A 16,519-nucleotide genomic window follows, 5' to 3' on the forward strand; every position below is an offset into this window, starting at 1 on the left:
TGCTGAACTTGTTTCAGCATCTCTTTGGAAGTAAATGCATTAATGGCTTTTCATCTTGCCAGCCACTTTTTCAAGGGTACTTTTTAGTTTGGTTAAAGCACCTGTAATTGCCAAATCATAAGTATTACCTAAGTTAGTTACCGCAACAGGCTCTTTGCCGCTAATTCTGGCTTCAAGCAAGCATCTTTTATCTTCCAGTCCTTCTTTACTGCCATTCTCATCAGATAAATGAACCTCAAGGCGTGTAATTAAATCACTATATCTGTTCAGTCCTTCGTTTAACTGGTTATGGATTTTTTCTTCGTATTCCTGGTGTATGGTTAGGTTTTTGTCGGTGTTCAGTTGAATCGTCATCATATAATATTTATCTTTTTTAGCTTAACACTTAAGCTTACTTATTTGTTTCAAGGTGGGCTTAACTGCCTTTTATTTTTAAACCTGATAGGAGCAGGCACGATCCCGATTTTTGATCGGGAGAAGTAAAGCGGATAGCAGGACTGAACTTTCCGAAAGGTACAGAACCCTTCATTTTCAAATATGGTTAATTGTTTAAACTGTATAAACTGGTTAACTGTGTTTGACCTTGCTAACAATCTTTCAACTTTTCAACAAAACAACCGCAGAATGCATATTCGTGCTATCTTTATGGCTTTTGCAAATTAATTTCAGTTTTGGCTAAAGACACGAATAAAGAAACCCCGTTAATGCAGCAATACAACGCGATAAAAGCGAAGTATCCGGGCGCATTGTTATTATTTAGGGTAGGCGATTTTTACGAAACCTTTGGCGAAGACGCCGTAAAAACAGCACAAATATTAGGTATTGTTTTAACCCGCAGAGGAACAGGGCCCAATGGCGGCGCCCTCGAACTGGCCGGTTTTCCGCACCACTCGTTAGATAACTATTTATCGAAACTGGTACGTGCCGGGCAGCGTGTAGCTATATGCGATCAGCTGGAAGACCCCAAAACAACCAAAACAATTGTAAAACGTGGTGTAACAGAGCTGGTTACGCCAGGCGTAGCTTATGGCGATAATATTGTAAACCAGAAATCGAACAACTTCCTGGCTTGCGTTTACTTTGATAAAACACAACTGGGAGTTTCATTTTTAGATATCTCGACCGGCGAATTTTTAATTGCGCAGGGTAACAGCGATTATATTGACAAACTTTTACAGGGTTTTAAACCTACAGAGGTTATTTTTCAGAAATCGAAACGGCAAGCCTTTACCGAAAATTTTGGCGACCGTTTTTATACTTTCGGTTTAGATGAATGGCCTTTTACCAGCGATTATGGTAACGAAACGCTGATGAAGCATTTCGAAGTAAGCTCTTTAAAAGGTTTCGGTGTAGACCGTTTGCAAAGCGGAATTGTAGCTGCCGGAGTGATTTTGCACTACCTGGGCGAGACCGAACACCGCAACCTGCAGCATATTACTTCGATTAGTCGCATTGAGGAAGACCGTTATATGTGGCTCGATCGTTTTACCATCCGCAATCTGGAGCTGGTAAATTCTGCCAATGATAATGCCGTAACCTTATTCGATATCCTCGATCATACCTGCACGCCGATGGGCGCGCGTTTGCTCCAGAAATGGATCATCATGCCGCTAAAAGAGCTGAAGCCTATTCAGGAGCGCCTGGGCATGGTAGAATATTTTGTGGCCAACGCAACTTTACAGGAGGAATTTTTAGCGCACATTAAGCAAATTGGCGATTTAGAACGTTTGATTTCTAAAGTAGGTTTGCAACGCGTTGGTCCGCGTGAGTTGGTGGCTTTAAAGCGTGCTTTATACCATATCGAGTCGGTTAAAAAACTGGCTGCAGAATCTAAAAATCAGTTTTTAATCAAAATCGCCGATCAGTTAAACCCTTGCCTGGCTATTCGCGAGCGTATTGAACGCGAATTACAAGCCGATCCGCCAGCTTTACTGGTGAAAGGAAATGTAATTGCCGATGGTATTGACGAGGAACTTGACCGCTTACGCAAAATCGCTTTTGGCGGAAAGGATTACCTGGTACAAATCCAGAAACGTGAAGCAGAAGCTACCGGCATTCCATCCTTAAAAATTGCTTTTAATAACGTATTTGGTTATTATTTAGAAGTAACCCATACCCATAAAGATAAAGTACCCGAAGGCTGGATCCGTAAACAGACTTTGGTAAATGCCGAAAGGTACATTACGCCTGAGCTGAAAGAATACGAAGACCAGATTTTAGGCGCAGAAGAGAAGATACAGGCCATTGAAGTACGTTTGTACAATGAATTGATGTACGAAACAGCAGGTTATATCAAACCTATCCAGCTCGATTCGTTTTTGATTGCTCAATTGGATTGTTTGCTTTGCTTCGCGCAACTGGCCACTAAAAACCATTACAACAAGCCGAAAGTTACACCTGACAAAGTACTCGACATTAAAGGCGGGCGCCACCCGGTAATTGAAAAACAATTGCCAGTGGGACAGGAGTATATCACCAATGATGTATACCTCGATACCGAAAGTCAGCAGATTATTATGATTACCGGTCCCAACATGGCCGGTAAGTCGGCTATTTTACGCCAAACCGCATTAATTGTGCTGATGGCGCAAATGGGCTCGTTTGTACCGGCGAAAGATGCCGAAGTAGGTATTGTAGATAAGATTTTTACCCGTGTAGGTGCATCTGATAATATCTCATCCGGCGAAAGTACATTCATGGTCGAAATGAACGAAACGGCCAGTATTCTGAATAACATTTCGGATAACAGCTTAATTTTATTAGATGAAATTGGCCGTGGAACAAGTACTTATGATGGTATTTCGATCGCCTGGGCTATTGCAGAGTTTCTGCATCAACACCCAACCTCACGGCCAAAAACGCTTTTTGCCACCCACTATCACGAGCTAAACGAGCTCGCCAATACCATGCCGCGCATTAAAAATTTTAATGTTTCGGTTAAGGAAATGACCAATAAGGTGATTTTCCTGCGGAAACTTGTTCCGGGTGGAAGTGAGCATAGTTTTGGTATTCATGTGGCCAAAATGGCTGGTATGCCGCCGAAACTGATTGGCCGTGCAAACGAAATCTTGAAAAAGCTGGAGATTGACCGCACAGAAGGTCAAAGCATTAAAGACAGCATCAAAAAAGTACAAAATCAGGCTTACCAATTGCAAATGTTCGCCATTGACGACCCGATTCTGGTAAAAATAAGGGATACATTGAACAACTTAGATGTAAATGCCTTAACACCTGTTGAAGCTTTACTGAAACTGGATGAAATACAACGTTTAATTAAGAATTAAGCCGATAAAGATTCAGGTTGTAACCTTTACAGCCTGAATCTGAATAATATTTTAAACCTATGCATACTACCTTTAAACCTTACGCTTTCTATTTAGTTGCTTTAGTGCTCTTCCTATCGTCGTGTGGTACGCGTAAATACACCGTTAAAAGTGATACCAAAGGTGCAAAAGCTGCCGATGCGATGAGTAATCTAAAAAGCAAACCACTTTATCGCTTTATTACCGACTGGACGGGTGTGCGTTACCGTTTTGGTGGCCTGGATAAAGGAGGGATTGATTGTTCTGGTTTTGCATATTTACTGGAAAAGGAAATTTACGGTGTAACCCTGCCACGCATTTCCCGCGATCAGGCCAATGTAATCCGTAAGAAAGATATCGATAACTTAAAAGAAGGCGACCTGGTGTTTTTCTCTTTTGGCGGCAACGATGTAGATCATGTTGGAGTATATCTCAACAATGGCTTTTTTGTACATGCCAGCACTACCAGAGGGGTTATTGTTGATGATTTAACCTTGCCAGCCTATCAAAAGGTGTTTGTTAAATCTGGCTCGGTAAATTAATTCGTTGCCTTGGGTTTAAACCCAAGGCAACATGCAATTGCTTAGCAAAACTTATTGCCAATATTTGCGTTATATCATTATGCGTACCTTTCTTTTAATCTGCTTATCTTTAATTAGTTATTCGCTAAGTGCACAGGTAAAACTGCTTACACTTGATGAACTGGATAAACGCATGGCTGCCGGAAAAGACACCACTTATGTAGTTAATTTCTGGGCAACCTGGTGTGCGCCTTGTGTAGCCGAACTGCCTAACTTTGAAAAACTGCGCGTAGCGAACTTAAAAAAGCCTGTTAAGGTGATATTAATCAGTGTAGATTTTAAGTCGAAACTACAAAAAGAGGTCATTCCTTTCGTGGTTAAAAACCAGATCAAAGCTGAGGTGTTTCTGTTAAATGAAACCGACCAGCAAAAATACATTGAAAGGGTAGATCCAAAATGGACGGGTGCTATACCTGCAACCTTATTTGTAAAACAGAAAATCCGCCGGTTTTACGAGCAGGAATTTACAGAAAAACAACTCAAAAATACTTTGTTAAACTTAAAATAATTGGTTATGAAAAAGTTATTGCTAATGGGTTTGGTGTTAATTTCGCTGGGTGCATGCGCACAAACCGGAGGGTATAAAGTTGGCGATGTAGTTAAAGATTTCGCCTTAAAAAACATCGACAATAAAACGGTTTCGATGGCAGATTACAAAGATGCCAAAGGTTTCATTGTAGTTTTTACCTGTAATACTTGTCCGGTAGCCCAGGCTTATCAGGACCGGGTAGCCGAACTAAATAACAGTTTTGCGGCAAAAGGATATCCGGTTATTGCCATTAACCCCAACGATGCGGAAGCCGTTCCGGCCGAAAGTTTTGAAAAAATGCAGGCTGAAGCTAAAGGAAAGAATTTTAATTATCCTTATCTGCTCGATCCTGATCATGTGGTTACGAAACAATTTGGTGCCAGCAGAACACCACACGTTTTTATCGTAAATAAAACCGATAAAGGAAACACGGTTGAATATATTGGCGCAATAGATAATGATCCTGAAGGCGTAAATGCCACAAAAGAAGATTATGTGAAGAATGCCATCAATAATTTAAGCAGTGGCAAAAAGCCAGTAGTTACTTCAACCAAAGCGGTTGGCTGTAGCATTAAATGGAAAAAGGGTTAAACATACCTTAACCACCATTGCCGGTGTGTTTCTTTATAATGTTTAAACCACCTGCAGGGTAAATAGAGCGATGCCACCACAGCCATCCATATGAAATAAACAATTGGTAAACCAAAACCAAATGCTACTGGCCTGAACATAAAGGGAACCTGAACAATTTCTTTACTGCTGTGGCCTGTTGCAAAAAATACAATTACCAGTAAAATGTGCAAGAGGTAAAAGTGCAGTACGTAATAAAAAAACGGAACAGCACCATATACAGCAGTTATTCTGGTAAACCAATTGCTTACCTTTTCGATAACGGCCAAAAAGAGCATCGCCGGACCTAAAGTCATAGCAATATATTGCAGCGATGGCGGGTATTTGTTCACGTTAAAAAAACTAAGCAGGTCTTTAAACAGATCGTCATATTCTTTACGTGGAACCGGATCGCCGTATACATTAATTAACCGCAGTGCCACAAAGATAAATACGGTTAAAAAGCCCATCATTAATAAATTGCGGCGCCTGCGTTCGGCGTCATAGCCCTTTCTGTACCAGGACCCTACGCCGTAGCCTACAAACATGACGCCTGTCCAGAGGAGGATAGCATAAAACACCCCCACAAAATGATTGGCAGATAGCGGTACAACTGTGCCTGAAGCCGTAAAAAATACTTTCAGCAGCATTCCGGCAGCTGGATCTTTTGGCGCAGGGAATAGGTTGAAAAGGTTATGTCCGAAAACCAAAAGCAACCCAATAAGCAATATTACTTTATAGGATAGCACGCGACTAAAGATAGCCAGAAAGATCATACTCGCACCTATTGCCCAGATAACCTGCAGGATAATAAAATTGTAGCCCGGGTTAAAGGTTAAGCCGAAAGTGATTATGGCTAACTCTATAAAAATGAGCCAAAGGCCGCGCTTCAATAAAAAGGCACTGGCGAGACCAGGTGATTTGCCCTGGGCCGATAAATAGGCCGATAATCCGGAGAGAAAAACGAAAGTCGGTGCGCAAAAATGGGTAATCCAGCGGGTAAAGAAGAGCATTCCGGTAGTGGTATCCGGATTTAGGGGATCGCCCGTCATGGCGCCTATATGGAAAAAATCGCGTGTATGGTCTAAAGCCATGATGATCATGACCAATCCGCGGAGTATATCGATGGATAAAATGCGTTTTGAAAGCGTAGTTTGTGCTGCATCCATAGCAATAAGTTTGGTTACTTAAAGATACGAATTCATACGGTTTCTGATCTTCTCCGAAACATTGTAATACCGGTGTTTTAGCGATGGGTTTAAGCTAAACTGGAAAATCGATTTAGGAGTGCCTGAATTGGCAATTTGAATTTTGATCTTCGGAAAATTATCATAATATTTGTTAAACGCTAACCGAATAAACCTATCATTAAAACAGATCATACATCAACGATAGCCGAACCTCGTTTAGGCAAAACTAAAAAAAGACCATCACACATCATAATGAAAAGAAGAACATTTATACAAAACACAGGTTTGCTGGGAGCAGGCGTAGTAGCTTCCAAATTCTCTTTTGCAGCTAATTTAGCCCCCGAATTTCCTGTTGTACGTGTAGCATCGGCGAAAAGACATTTCCAAAGCAAAGCAGTAGATAATGCCATTAAAACCTTCCAGGCAAACGTTAAAAACCCTGAACTGGCCTGGTTGTTCGAAAACTGTTTCCCAAATACTTTAGATACTACCGTTTATCATAGCGAAAAAGATGGCAGACCGGATACTTATATCATTACGGGCGATATTGATGCCATGTGGTTGCGCGATAGTTCAGCACAGGTTTGGCCTTACCTGCAATTTGTTAATGAAGATGAACCACTAAAAAAACTGATTGCCGGCGTAATTATCCACCAAACCAAGTGTATTTTAAAAGATCCTTATGCCAATGCTTTTTATGGCGATGCCACCAAAGTAGGCGAGTGGAAAACCGATAAAACAGCCATGCAGCCGGGTATACACGAACGTAAATGGGAAATCGACTCGTTATGTTATCCTATTCGTTTAGCTTACCATTACTGGAAAAAAACGGGTGATAAAAGCCCATTCGATGCTAATTGGAAAAAAGGAATTGAAGCTACTTTAAAAACCTTTAAAGAGCAACAACGTAAAGCAGATAAAGGTCCTTACCATTTCCAGCGGGAAACAACCACGCCAACCGATTCGTTGCCAATGGCTGGTTATGGTTTCCCGGTTAACCCGGTAGGTTTAATTTGTTCGGCTTTCCGCCCGAGTGATGATGCCACTATTTTCCCTTTCTTGGTACCTTCTAATTTCTTTGCCGTATCGAGCTTAAAACAAGCTGCCGAAATGATTAAGGCTTTAAACAGCGATGCGGCACTTGAAAGCAGTTTATTAAATCTTGCCGATGAGGTAAATGCTGCCCTTCAAAAACATGCTATTGTAAACCATCCAAAATATGGTAAAATTTATGCTTTTGAGGTGGATGGTTTTGGTAGTTCGTATTTAATGGATGATTCGAACGTGCCTAGTTTATTGGGTTTACCATATTTAGGTGCCATGAAAGTAAGCGATCCGATCTATCAGAATACCCGGAAGTTTGCTTTATCAAAAGATAACCCTTACTTTTTTAAAGGTACAGCTGCAGAAGGTATCGGTGGCCCGCACGCCGGACAGGATATGATCTGGCCAATGAGTATTACCATGCGGGCATTAACCTCTACCGATGATACCGAAATTAAAAACTGTATAGAAAGTTTACGTAAAACACATGCTGGTAAAGGCTTTATGCACGAGTCGTTTCATAAAGATAATCCGGCCAACTTTACCAGAGCCTGGTTTGCCTGGTCTAACACTTTATTTGGCGAGTTGCTTTGGAAAACTTACCATGAGAAACCAGCTTTACTAAAACCATAATTATTAAAAACCGTGCTTGTGTTTATCGTCTTGTTTTTAAGCAGGCGATGATATAAGTACGGTTTTCTTTTGCTTAAAACCTGTTAAAATTGCTGCTCAATCTGTAACTTGTACAGTTTTATCCGCATTTATATGACCAACATTTTTGTACACGATAAACTGCCCACTTCAACGCTCCTGGAACTGAAGGTTGGTGATGCAATCAGCAACAATCACGATCTATCTGGTAACATCGAAAAGATTGAAATCAGCGAAACAGATGAGTTTTTAATGTTCCGTTTTGTATTGCCCGCTGGAGAAATAATAGTAAGAAAGCTTAAACAGGTTTGCTAATTATAACACAGGCCTGGGATCAAATATCACTTCGAACGACTTAATTTTTTCGTCTTCAAGCTTATACCAGCTGGCACAAAAGATGGTTTTTCCGCCCATGTTGATGTCGTACCACACAGAAACCTCTTCATTATCAGTAAATACCTTTTTAATATCGTATTTGAATTTCATTTTCTGCATATCGGCAATGTAATTGTCGGCGCCATCACGTTCGCCCATTACACCTTTAAAGTGCATATCATCATGCAATTGCTGCCTGGCCAGCTCAAAATCTTCTGCGTTTAAAGCATTTAAGAAATCCTGTACGACCACCTTTGCGTTATGTTCGGCTAATAATTTATTGGAAGTATTCATGATAATGTTTTTAAAATAAAACGCATATCAGGATAAAAATGTTTGCGAATTATTTGGTGGAAGTACGCTGAATGAGCAAAGCCCTGTAAAGACTACTGCGGTTTTAAACCGCAGTAGTTCAAGATTAGCCTTCGGTTTTAAGATCAAAAGGCATTTTTCTAAAACGGGTTCCGCTGGCAGCAAAAATGGCATTGGCAAGGGCAGGGGCAAAGGGTGGTAGACCGGGTTCGCCAACCCCTTTTACTTTTCCGCCATCGGCCAGTATGTGCACTTCAACAACCGGTGCTTCGTTAATGCGTACCATTGGGTTGTCGTAAAAGTTTTGTTCAACTGTTTTACCGTCTTTGAAAGTGATACCGGGTTTTGTTGCCGCCCCCAGCGCCATAATGATAGCGCCTTCAACCTGGTTTTTGACATTATCTTCGTTAACTACCGCGCCAAGATCAATCACAGCAATTACCTTATCAATGCTGATGGTTTTATCGGGATGGTGGCTTACTTCTACAATTTGTCCGGCAAGCCCTGCAAAGAAATCCCAAACGGCTACTCCGCGACCTTTTCCCTGAGGCAGTTTCTGCTCCCAATTGGATACTTCTTTGAGTTTAAGCAACACTTTTTTAGTATCTGAGGGTTTACTAAGCAACTCAAGCCTGAATTCCATCGGATCTTTTTTGGCTTTATAGGCCAGCTCATCTATAAAGCCCTCGTGCGCAAATGCAAGTGTAGAACTGGTAACTGAACGCCATGCCGCAACAGGAATATGAAGATCGGCCCTTACATAAGTAGTTTTTAAGTTCGGGATTTCATAAGCCTGCTCAGCAATGCCTTCCATCATAATGGTATCTACTTTTGTACGGTCGTAATTGGCCTGCATCGACTCGAAATAGGACGGACTAATTACCTTATGCTGAAAGGTACTCAGTTTTCCATCAGTAGAAAAGCCTGCAGAAAGCTTTGAAAAAGTCATTGGTCTGAAAGGTCCCTGTGTTGTAGTATCTTCTCTCGACCAGATCAGTTTTACCGGAACATCGACCAGTTTGGCTACATTCACAGCTTCAACAATGTAATCGAAGTACAACCTGCGGCCAAAACCACCACCAATAAACTGATTATTTAACTTCACATTTTCGGGCGCAAAGCCTACCTGTTTAGGTAAATCGTTAGGCCCGCTTCCAGTCATGGCGCTGGCCACCTGGGTAGATGTCCAGATTTCGAGTTTATCGCCTTTTACATGTGCAGTACAATTCATGGGTTCGAGTGGATGATGTGCCACTACAGGTGTTTCGTAAAAAGCCTCGAAAGTATTTTCAGGTGAAATCTGCATGGTTTCTACCGAACCGATATTTTTACCGGTTATGCCAGGTTCAGCAGCGAGCTTACGTAAATGGTTTTCGTAATCAACCGTGTTAAATGTTTCATGACCGTTGTTTTCCCAAACCACTTTCAGTTTCTTCCGTGCCTGACTCACGGTCCAGTAGCTGTTGCCGATAATGGCTATGCCGGTATATTTGTATTTTCCAACAATACGTTCAATTGGCCCGACTTTTTTAATGCCTGCAATTTTCAATACCGCAGTGGCATCGTAACTCTTTAAAGTAGCCCCAAAAACAGGACTTCTTTCTACAACAGCATAGAGCATACCCGGTACTTTTACATCAATACCAAAACCTGCCGTTCCGTTGGTTTTAAGTGGAATATCCTGCCTTTTGGTTGTTTTACCTAATATTTTAAAATCTTTAGGGTCTTTTAATTTGGGGTTTTTGGGCAGTTCTATTTTTGAAGCTTCTTCAATCAGTTTACCGTACGGAAGCATTTTTTTACTGGCTCTGTGGATCACCGTTCCATTTTCGGCATAACATTCGGCTGCATCAACGCCCCAGATTTTGGCAGCAGCCAGGATGAGTACTTCTTTTGCTGCTGCACCAACTTTACGCATGGGCAGGTAATTGGTCCGGATAGAAGCACTTCCACCTGCACTTTGTCCGCCACCAAATGCCTTTTCACCGTTTGATTGTTTAATGATCACCTGATCCATAGAAACTTCCAGCTCTTCGGCAATTAATGCCGGGAACGACTGCAGTGTACCCTGACCCATTTCAGGCTTGGTATTAAAAATGGTAATCTTTCCGCTGGCTTCAATGAGTATGTAAGGACTAAAATTGGCTGAGGCAATATCCATTGCCATTAATGGATTTCCTTTTGCCGATAAACCCAACCAAATGGCAAAGCCAGCAGTACCTGCACTTTTAATGAAATGGCGTCTCGAAATTTCTTCCATAATTGTATGTTTTATTTTTTCCTTTTCAGGTGTATTGTTCAGTTAAATTGATATAATCGGCCATGGTGTCGATATCTATATGCCCCATTTCAAAAGCTATTGTAGCTACATCATTGGGGTTATTGTTAATTATCGCTTTTGCGCCACGGTTACCACTTAAAGCTAAAAGCTGTTTAAAATATTTTTGCGTAAAAAGCACGGGGGTACCAATCGTATCTGTATACCGACTGGCCACAATTCCCTTTTGGCTGATTTGCTGATTTTCAAAAAGTTCCTTAAATACAGCTACGCTAATGAAAGGCTGATCGGACACCGTTAGGATTACCTGATCTAAATCCGGATCGCTTTGAAGCAAGGCGCTAAGTCCGGTAACTATGCTGCCTGACAGCCCTGATTCCCAGTCACTGTTGATGATAAAATCTGTTTTCAATATTTCTGCAAGCTGATCTGCATATCCTCCCAGTACTGTTAATACCGGCGAAAAACCACTCGCTATAGCGGCTTCGGTTACAATATCCAGCAAAGCTTTGCCATTATAAGTAAGCAGCTGTTTAGGTTGCCCAAGTCTGCCCGAATTTCCTCCTGCCAGAATAATCATTCCTGTTTTCATAAGCCAACGTGTTGATGAATAGGAAGGACTTTATCTTTTAAGGGCTCTTTTGCTGCTCCGGCAAAGAATGCTTTAATTTCGGCTACAATTGAAACGGCAATTTCTGCCGCTGTTTCTGCTCCAATGTCGAGTCCGATGGGGCCGTGTACCCTTTGTCTGTTCGGTTCTGTATCTAAACCCAGCTCATCGAGCATTTTAAGCAGTTTCTTTTTTGGTCCGAGCGAACCGATATAAGGTGTATTGGTGGTCAGCAGCCTGCCCAGCAGTTCTACGTCGTAATTGTAATTGTGGGTCATCAGTACAAATGCGGTGTGGGCATCACTTTTTATGAGATCTACCTCACGCGCTTTAGCCACCAGTACATCATCGGCTGTTGGGAAACGTTGTTTCGTTGCTTGTGCAGGCCTTCCATCTACAACGGTAACCTGCCAGCCGAGTAAATGGCACATTTGCGCAAGCGGCTGCGCATCATTGCCCGCACCTGCAATAACAACAGCAATAGGAGCACTTATAAATTCCAGAAATGCTGTAACCGGCTGGTTATGGCATGTATAAGATTTAAATACAGATGTTTGGGTTAAGATTACTTCCCGAAGGTCTGCTTCAATGTTGCTGTTAAAGAAGCTGGGTATATTTTTAAATTGGTTCTTTGACTTTAAAAGGAACTTCGTACCGGTATGTTGCTGTCCACCTAACGAAAACAGCACTGCAATGGCGGCATCCTCACGCTTGCCAGCCACCTCGCTGAGTATGGCAATAGGATTATTTTCATTTTCGGGCTTTAAGGGCTCAAAAAGTATGTATACAATACCATTGCAACCCAGTTGTATGCCGAGTTTAGCATCATCCTCGTCGGTAGTATCGTAAGTAACGAGGCGATTTTCCTGCAGATGTATAGCCGTTAATGCTTTTCTTAGTGCGTCTCCTTCTAAACAGCCTCCGCTAATGGCACCGGTAAGCTGTCCGGTTTCGGTAACCAGCATTCTGGCACCCGGCCTGCGGTAAGAAGAACCCTCAACCTTTACTACTGTAGCCAGGGCCGTTCTGATATTGGCTTTGCTGGCCTTCTTATAGGCATCAAGGATCTCATTAATTTCATTCATATCACCAAAGTTTATGGGTTGATGCTATAGCGATTACATTATTTAGCAGGAGCGTAGGCACCGGTTTTCAACCAAATTGTCCATTGTTTTTTAAATTCGGCATGACTCAAAGGAGGTAGTGTACGCCCTTCTCCCGGATTCCATCCTGACAACACGAGGCCATCATCGGCGTGCTCAAGCAGTTTTTTCAGGTCTTTATTGCCATTTTGTTTTGGATTTATCAGTTGTTTGGCCAGTTGATGGGCCGAACGTCCCTGAAAGATCATCTTCATGTTTGCAGGTGGCAAATGCCAGTCGGGGTTACCAGGTGGCGTATGTTTTCCCGCTGTATTGGTCGGTTGATGGCAGTTGGCACATTTCATGGCGTACACACCTTTCCCATCTGCGCCACGGCGCGGCGCCATGGTATGCAAATGGCTGTCATCGCCCTGCAAAGGAATATCGCCACTGGGGTGGCAGTTCATACAGCGCGGGCTCATCAATACCTTGTACACCTTTTTAAAGGCTGCAACAGAGGCAACACTGTCTTTCACTACAACCAGTGTTGCTGCTGGTTTAGGATCATGATGGAGTGTAAAAGCCATGAGTATAACCAAAGAGCCGATTACCCCCATTACGGCAACCATGCGCAAAGCACCTGCATGCCCCTTGGTAAATTTTAAAAACCTGCCTGTCATCCTTTGGTTTCTCCCTTCTTTTGCAATTCGGCCGCCAGATGGATCGCTTTTCTGATCCGTAAATAAGTACCGCACCTGCAAATATTACCGGCCATAGCCTGATCAATATCTGCATCGCTGGGGTTAGGGTTTTCGCGTAAGAGTACAGCCGCCGACATTAACTGGCCCGAATGGCAATAACCGCACTGCGGAACATTGACCTCGTTCCAAGCGAGTTGCAAGGGATGGTCGTTATTTTTAGATAAACCTTCAATGGTTCTTATTTTTTGCCCCCGGGCACGGCTAACTTTGGTAATGCACGACCTTACTGCTTCGCCATTGAGGTGTACTACACAGGCGCCGCATTGCGCCACCCCACAGCCATATTTCGTGCCGGTTAAACCAACCAAATCGCGAATGGCCCAAAGTAAGGGCATATCAGGATCGGCATCAATGTCGAAATTCTGGTCATTAACGTTTAATGAAATCATGAGATTCAGTTTATGTTTTGTTAATTATTGCAGTTGTAGTGCCGCTTAACTACGCCTGGATGTGGCGCCAACAGTTAAGCGTAGTTCAATACCCTAATTTACAATTTTGTACGGCAAAAGTTTACTGAACAGTAATTTTGGTAGGAAATGAGGAATAAAGGTAAGTAGTAACGTACGGCTTTATCCGCAGAAAAGGCATCGCTGAGGATGCCTTTTTAATATATTGCTCTATTTTAACTGAAAAATGTAACGGAGAATTTACCCCCATTTCTTCCTCAGCCATTTGCGTATCGGTTCATCATACCATTTCAAAGCAACGTAAGCCAGAATAATGCTGCCAATCAAAATCAGCAGGGCATAAGGCCAGGCCTGCACAATTGTAGTGCCTTTATTGTTACTGATCCAGGCCACATAAAAATATACCAGCGGATAATGCACCAGGTAAAGCGGATAGGAGATATCGCCCAGAAATTTACAGATTTTACTTTCTGTCTGGCTATCCACCATACCACTCGCCCCCATATACACAATAAGCGGAAAAACAATGATGATACACACCGACTCATAGATACCGTTCATCCAAACATGATCGGCACCACCAATGCGTGGCATATATAAAACGATGGCCACCAACATGCTGCACCATAAAAAGGCATTTTTAATGTGCTTTGGTTTGGCTATTCGGGAGAGTAGTAAACCAGCAAAGAACGGATACATGGTGCGGGTAATACCTACGCGGAGTTGTTCAGCATTAAGTGTCCATCCGCCGCTCACATCGCCATTAGGGCTGGTTATAGCCAAATGCCCTAAGGCTATAGCGGCAATTAACACCAGGATACTCAATGCGGTTTTAGAAAATTTTCTGATGCCAATGGCGTACAGGATATTGGCAATATATTCGAAAAATAACGACCATCCTACACTGTTTAACGGATGCATTTCCTGCCAGCCGCGTATATCCATTGATAAAGGGATAGGCAAAATGGTGTAACCAATCAGCAACACTAATAGCATTTTCCAAAGGGGAATGGTATGGATAAGTGGCCAGATGGTCGAATCGGTAAAATAGAAACCTATGGCTCCGAGGGTCATCCCCAGTATCACCATGGGTTGCAGTCGCTCAATCCGGCGTTTAAAGAAAGTACCCACCGTCATTTTTTGCCAGCGATCGTCATACGCATAGCCGATTACAAAACCCGATAACAGGAAGAAAAAATCGACAGCCAGGTAGCCATGGTTTACCAGGATATCGAGGTGTCCGGTGCCCAAAGGCTCTGTAAGGTGAAAGGTTACAACGATAATGGCCGCTACGCCACGTAATCCGTCTAATATGGGGTAATGTGGCTTTGCAGCAAGGCTGGTCTCAGGCATTGTTTTGTTTAGGTTTTCGCTTATAAATGGTTATTTTGTTGAATTTGTAAAATTAAATAAATCCATATTTTGCTTTCCACTTATTGTATCAAAATACCTGCAAATAGTCTCATTTTGTATGGCCACGGAAGCACAGAAGGCACGGATTTAAGAAGGTATTTTTAAGCTATAACACTCCTGCCAGGATAAAAACCCGATTTTACTTAAAAGCCACACTATTGGCAATTAACAAGATTCCCAGGCCAAGTAGCACGAGGTAACTATAGCTAAAAAACTGATCGTCCTTCATCCGGGTATTTATCAATCTACCCAACAATATAGCTGGTATTAGCGCAGGTAGTGACCAGAGATAATAGCGGAATAAAACCCAGGTAAACAAACCGCTTATTCCATATCCGATTAACCCAACCATACTGGCGATTAAAAAATAAGCTTGCAGTGTTGCCCTGAAGTGTTGCGCGCTCCATCTGCGTTTGGCACCATAAACCACAAGTGGCGGACCATTTATCCCATAAGCTCCACCTAGAACACCTGAAAGGAAACCACAACCCAAAAGCCAGCGTTGGTCATCGTTCTTCAACTCCGTTAGTTTTTTGCCGGTTAACAAATAAATTGCGAACAAAATAATAACCAATCCTAAAATCAACTTTACCAGCGATTCTTCTACATGCACCAATAACCATAATCCGGCGGGTATACCCATAACTGCGTAGACCGTGAGGTTACCAGCGCTTTTAAAGTGTATTTTTTTATGATCCTGAACAACCACAAACCCCGCAATGGTAACCGAAACAAGCACTGAAAGTGGCACAGCCAGGTCAATCGGCATAAAAAGCGCCAGCAATGGAACGGCCACAAGCGACTCACCAAAGCCAAAAGCCGAACGGAACACAGTTGCAAGAAAAATAATAAGGGAAACAGCGAAGATGACAGGACTGGCAGACATGACCAAAGATACGAATCAGGGCTTGTTTTCACCAATAATCTGCCTGTTAATTGGTGTGCTAAATGCGGGTGCTATTGAGTTTAACCAAATATTATTTTATGAGACTTATGGTATAATAAAGTTTTAGAGAGACAAAAAGAGGGGAGAATAATTGAAGCTGTTTAGTCTAACAGAAATATAAAAAGCCCACTACAAAATCAATTTCATTTTTCGTTCATCGAAGAATATTGGCCATTCACAGAGCAATAATATCTATCTGGCGAGTCTATATTGATAAATAATTCAACGACGATTAGATTTACATGAGATGTAATGAATAAACTTCCAAGATCTTAGTCAAAAAATAGTGATCATAGCGCAATGTCGATACACAGATCGTTGGTACAGGAATAAGTTACATTCAACTATAAGCTTTTTTACCTATGAATTAAAAAACCGATAAAAGTGAATTAGATCCAAAATTTAATTCCTGGAGGGCCGATCACCGGA

General features: G+C 42.1%; 16 protein-coding genes. 6 read left to right on the forward strand and 10 right to left on the reverse strand.

Annotated features, from left to right (window positions below; genetic code table 11):
• Positions 1–39: 39 nt before the first annotated feature.
• Entirely contained in the window at positions 40–357 is a 318-nt protein-coding gene (locus OC25_RS18160) for an HPF/RaiA family ribosome-associated protein (protein WP_245222054.1), read from the reverse strand.
• Positions 358–671: 314 nt separating this feature from the next.
• On the opposite strand from OC25_RS18160, the gene mutS reads away from it, so the two are divergent.
• From mutS to OC25_RS18180, 4 genes are read left to right on the forward strand one after another with little or no spacing between them, the layout of a single operon-like run.
• Positions 672–3,284, forward strand: a complete 2,613-nt coding sequence (gene mutS / locus OC25_RS18165; RefSeq protein WP_039478996.1) for a DNA mismatch repair protein MutS — start codon at positions 672–674, stop codon at positions 3,282–3,284.
• A 59-nt stretch (positions 3,285–3,343) separates the two neighbouring features.
• On the forward strand, positions 3,344–3,844 hold the full coding sequence (locus OC25_RS18170) for a C40 family peptidase (RefSeq protein ID WP_039478999.1): 501 nt from the start codon (positions 3,344–3,346) through the stop codon (positions 3,842–3,844).
• A gap of 31 nt (positions 3,845–3,875) precedes the next feature.
• Positions 3,876–4,391, forward strand: coding sequence for a TlpA disulfide reductase family protein (locus OC25_RS18175; RefSeq protein WP_245222056.1), 516 nt, complete (start codon positions 3,876–3,878; stop codon positions 4,389–4,391).
• A 6-nt stretch (positions 4,392–4,397) separates the two neighbouring features.
• The gene (locus OC25_RS18180) at positions 4,398–5,003 is read left to right on the forward strand and encodes a thioredoxin family protein (protein WP_039479002.1); all 606 of its coding nucleotides are present in this window, start codon (positions 4,398–4,400) and stop codon (positions 5,001–5,003) included.
• Here OC25_RS18180 and OC25_RS18185 read toward each other — a convergent pair.
• Positions 5,000–6,190: an acetyltransferase domain-containing protein gene (locus OC25_RS18185; protein ID WP_039479004.1), complete on the reverse strand. Its 1,191-nt coding sequence runs from the start codon at positions 6,188–6,190 to the stop codon at positions 5,000–5,002. The genes OC25_RS18180 and OC25_RS18185 overlap by 4 nt on opposite strands.
• 273 nt (positions 6,191–6,463) lie before the next feature.
• On the opposite strand from OC25_RS18185, the gene OC25_RS18195 reads away from it, so the two are divergent.
• Both OC25_RS18195 and OC25_RS18200 read left to right on the forward strand, forming a co-directional pair.
• Positions 6,464–7,888 carry a glycoside hydrolase family 125 protein gene (locus OC25_RS18195; protein WP_039479008.1) on the forward strand — a complete coding sequence of 475 codons (1,425 nt, stop codon included), beginning with the start codon at positions 6,464–6,466 and terminating at the stop codon, positions 7,886–7,888.
• Positions 7,889–8,020: 132 nt separating this feature from the next.
• Positions 8,021–8,221 (forward strand): hypothetical protein, encoded by a 201-nt coding sequence (locus tag OC25_RS18200; protein WP_156131526.1) that lies wholly within the window; start codon positions 8,021–8,023, stop codon positions 8,219–8,221.
• On the opposite strand, the gene OC25_RS18205 is transcribed toward OC25_RS18200, so the two are convergent.
• The 8 genes from OC25_RS18205 to OC25_RS18240 form a co-directional block, all read right to left on the reverse strand.
• Positions 8,222–8,575: a nuclear transport factor 2 family protein gene (locus OC25_RS18205; protein ID WP_052266298.1), complete on the reverse strand. Its 354-nt coding sequence runs from the start codon at positions 8,573–8,575 to the stop codon at positions 8,222–8,224.
• A gap of 124 nt (positions 8,576–8,699) precedes the next feature.
• Complete coding sequence (locus tag OC25_RS18210; protein WP_039479012.1) at positions 8,700–10,853, reverse strand: xanthine dehydrogenase family protein molybdopterin-binding subunit; 2,154 nt, start codon at positions 10,851–10,853, stop codon at positions 8,700–8,702.
• 25 nt (positions 10,854–10,878) lie between these two features.
• The gene (locus tag OC25_RS18215; protein ID WP_039479014.1) at positions 10,879–11,463 is read right to left on the reverse strand and encodes a nucleotidyltransferase family protein; all 585 of its coding nucleotides are present in this window, start codon (positions 11,461–11,463) and stop codon (positions 10,879–10,881) included.
• On the reverse strand, positions 11,460–12,566 hold the full coding sequence (locus tag OC25_RS18220) for an XdhC family protein (RefSeq protein ID WP_039479016.1): 1,107 nt from the start codon (positions 12,564–12,566) through the stop codon (positions 11,460–11,462). Before OC25_RS18220 ends, OC25_RS18215 begins: the two co-directional genes overlap by 4 nt.
• A 38-nt stretch (positions 12,567–12,604) precedes the next feature.
• On the reverse strand, positions 12,605–13,243 hold the full coding sequence (locus OC25_RS18225; protein WP_039479019.1) for a c-type cytochrome: 639 nt from the start codon (positions 13,241–13,243) through the stop codon (positions 12,605–12,607).
• Positions 13,240–13,713, reverse strand: a complete 474-nt coding sequence (locus OC25_RS18230) for a (2Fe-2S)-binding protein (RefSeq protein WP_039479022.1) — start codon at positions 13,711–13,713, stop codon at positions 13,240–13,242. Before OC25_RS18230 ends, OC25_RS18225 begins: the two co-directional genes overlap by 4 nt.
• A gap of 258 nt (positions 13,714–13,971) precedes the next feature.
• Positions 13,972–15,084, reverse strand: a complete 1,113-nt coding sequence (locus OC25_RS18235; protein ID WP_039479024.1) for an acyltransferase family protein — start codon at positions 15,082–15,084, stop codon at positions 13,972–13,974.
• Between the two features lie 199 nt (positions 15,085–15,283).
• Positions 15,284–16,030, reverse strand: a complete 747-nt coding sequence (locus OC25_RS18240) for a sulfite exporter TauE/SafE family protein (RefSeq protein WP_039479026.1) — start codon at positions 16,028–16,030, stop codon at positions 15,284–15,286.
• Between the last annotated feature and the right edge of the window lie 489 nt (positions 16,031–16,519).

The sequence above is a fragment of the Pedobacter kyungheensis genome, from assembly GCF_000812965.1.
Lineage (GTDB): Bacteria > Bacteroidota > Bacteroidia > Sphingobacteriales > Sphingobacteriaceae > Pedobacter > Pedobacter kyungheensis.